Origin of the sequence: Solibacillus palustris, assembly GCF_022549215.1 — a bacterium.
Lineage (GTDB): Bacteria > Bacillota > Bacilli > Bacillales_A > Planococcaceae > Solibacillus > Solibacillus daqui.
Map to the genome: position 1 here is coordinate 1 of NZ_JAKZFC010000019.1, position 3,436 is coordinate 3,436.

Consider the following 3,436-nt stretch of genomic DNA (forward strand, 5'->3'; position numbering starts at 1 on the left):
CACTTGATCTTCAAATATCTTTTGTATCGTTAGATTTTCAGAAAAATCTACATCTGTATTATTAAACTCATTTAATATTTGGTACTTTTCTTCTTCCAATAATAGCTCTACTTCTGATATTTTTATATCTTTGTTATTTAACAGACCATTAATTATATTTTCTAAGTATTTTGCGAATTTTTTAACTATCGCCTCTTCAACCACTAAACTATTAAAATTGAATTTAAATTCAATTCCACCAAAAGTTAATATCTGTAAACTTATATTGTAATTATTTCTTTCTATCATAGAAAATTTTTCTATAGATAAAATATTATCTTTGCCTATACTTAAAGGATAGTTCTCTACAGTAACTACTGAATTAAATAGATCTTCATTAGTTTTTAAGCCCAAGCATTCTTTGATTTCAACTAATGGAGTATTCTCAAAATCTTTCCTTCCACTAAGAGTTTTATCAATATTTCGAACTAAATCAATTAATAAGATTCTATCTTCTGAATTTATCGTTATTGGAATAATATTTATAAATAAACCAACCATATTATCTATAGCTCTAATTTTATCTGTTCTACCTGATACTGTTGTTCCAAATATAACTTCTTGAGAGTTACTAAACTTTTGCATTAAAACTCCCCAAGCCGTATAAAGTAATGCTGCTAAGGATATTCTATTTTTTTTAGAAAATTCCGTAATTTTATACGAAGTTTCATTGTCTAACTTATATAAAATTTCTTTGTACTCACCTTTTACTTTCCCTTCAAAACAGCACCTTGCTTCGTTAGATTCATTAAAATAATTATCCCAATATTCTTTTTGTTCATTTTTGTTAAGGTTTATGGTATAATTAACAAACTCATTAAATTTTGTCTTAGTTAATTCTTTAGGTCTGATTCCATGGTAAAAACAAGAATATGCTTCAAATAACTCTTTTAATAATATTCCGTTACTCCACCCATCATAAATTATATGATGATTAGTTATAATCATTTCATACTTTTTATTCTCTAATTTACACAAGTAAACTCTTAATGTTTCTTTTGCTATATCAATTCTAGTACTGAAGTCCATTAACTTAATATCTTCTACAGCCTTCCACTTTTCCAATTCATTGGTAAAATCATTGTATTGTATTGATATTTCATGATTCTTTTTAACTATTTGTACTGGATTATCAATGCCCTTCCATCTAAAAACAGTTCTCAACATTTCGTTGTTTTTTATCACAAAATCCCATGATTTCTCTAATAAATCTATTTTAATATCTCCTGAAATGGTTAAACTTAATTGCTCATGACACTCTCTACTATTTTCGTCCATAACATAAGAAAATAACATACTTTGTTGTAAACTAGTTAATCGCATTATATTTTCTATATTTTTTTTATCTAACTTCTCCATATAATTATTAGCTCCTATTTTTGTATGTTATATTAATAATTCCCTAATTAACTTAACTATTTATTTTTAATTTTTAAGGTACCACTATGCCTAATTTTATAGTCATAGTGGTACAAAACATAGTTTCTAATCAAATATAGAATCTAACTCCTCTTGTGAAATCCCTGCAGCATCAAAATCTGATGGAGTATATTCCTTTAGATCTTTATTCGCACATTGATCCAAAATTAATTTCAATGAATTTACATAGTTATCAATTAACTTTTGGACTGTTTCATCTTCAAATCTATTTCTACTATACGTAAAGCTTATTTTTAATTTTCTATTGACAATCATAGCATCTATATCCATTAATGATGTTAATAAATTATTTTTATGACTATCCAAACCAAATTTAATATTTGATATATTTAGTCTTTCCCCATCTAAAATGGTGTCAAAGTCCCCAAGGTAATTTAATCTTATATGCTTATTCTCTTTATAAGTTAACTGTTTATTTGTAAATTTCAGTATGCTATAGTTAAATCCTTTGTTAGGTATGTTTCTAAGTTGCTCTTTTAATGATTTAATAGTATTATTCATATCTTCATGATTTACAATAAAATATGTAGGATACATACTCGTAAACCATCCAACGGTCCTAGATACATCAATATAATCATTTATAGCTTCTCTTCCATGTCTTTCAAGTTCAATTACAATTTCATTTCTACTAGTTAAATTATTAAGAGTAATTACTAATGCAATTGTTAAAGTTTCATTAAGTTCCAAATTATAAATTTCATTTACACTTTTTATTAAATCATTTAATATATCTTCACCTAATTCTATACTCACAATATTAGCTGTTCGTACAGTATCTAATCCTATATCAAAATCTACCGGATAGTTAACATCTTTATCTAATATTGATTTCCAATAAGCCTTTTCTTTATTAAACTCTTTTTTACTATACTCATTTAAAGCATCTGCCCAAGCTTTAAATGAATGTGTTTTCATTGGTAGCTTTACTTCCTCATTATTGCTCAATTGTTTCAGCACAGTTAGGAAGTCATCTAATATAATTCTCCATGAAATTCCATCAACTATTAAATGATGAGCCATGAACAGCAAGCTTTGTTTTCCTTCACCTAAATTAAAAACAATTAATTTAAACAAGGTATTATTTTCTAAATCAAAACCATTTATAAGGTTATTTTTATTTTCATTAATTTTATTTATTTGTTCATCATAACTACTTTCAGATAAGTTAATATACTCTACAATGTTTTTCCCATTAATATTTTCTTTATTTAAGTACACATTATTATAAAATAACTTTTTAGCTGATTTATCATAATTGATTCTTAAAGAATCATGATGACCAACTATTTCTTCTATCGATCTTCTAATATTATTTATATCCATACTATTCTTAAATTCTAATTGTATATATTGATTATACGAATGTTCATTTAAGAAATTCTCATTAAAAAACCATTCTATAATTGGTGTATTATTAATAGTACCTTCCATTAAATAGTCCTCTATAATTTTATTACTTTTCATTACCTGAGCAGTAGTGGCAATTTTATCAATAGATTCATAGGTTAGGATATCTTTTACTCTAATATCTAATCCTAAATTTTTTAGTTTTGAAGAAATCTGTATGGCTTTTATCGAGTCTCCTCCAATTTCATAGAAGTTATCATTTATTCCTATTTTGTCTACACCTAATACTTCAATCCACACTTTTGCCAAAGCTTCTTCTATTTCATTTCTTGGTGGTTGATGTTCATTTAGAATCTCAACTAGGTTTGGGGCTGGAAGCTCTCTTCTATTAAGCTTTCCATTATTGGTTAAAGGCATCTTTTCAAGTTTTATAAAATAAGATGGAATCATATACTCTGGTAAACATTCCTTTAGGTATGCTCTTAGGTTCAGCTCTTTAATTTCTTTTTCACTTAACACGTAAGCGCATAGGTATTTATTCCCTAGTTTATCTTCCCTATCTACTACTACAGCTTCTTTAATCTCGTCATTATTTTGTAACTGATTT

2 protein-coding genes are annotated in these 3,436 nt (G+C 26.2%); both read right to left on the reverse strand.

The features are described 5' to 3' along the window. On the reverse strand, nt 1-1,398 hold a 1,398-nt coding region (locus tag LZ480_RS19540), incomplete at its 3' end, for a condensation domain-containing protein (RefSeq protein WP_241371214.1). 126 nt (nt 1,399-1,524) lie between these two features. Next, a partial coding sequence (locus tag LZ480_RS19545) for a condensation domain-containing protein (protein WP_241371215.1) occupies nt 1,525-3,436 on the reverse strand: 1,912 nt, incomplete at its 5' end.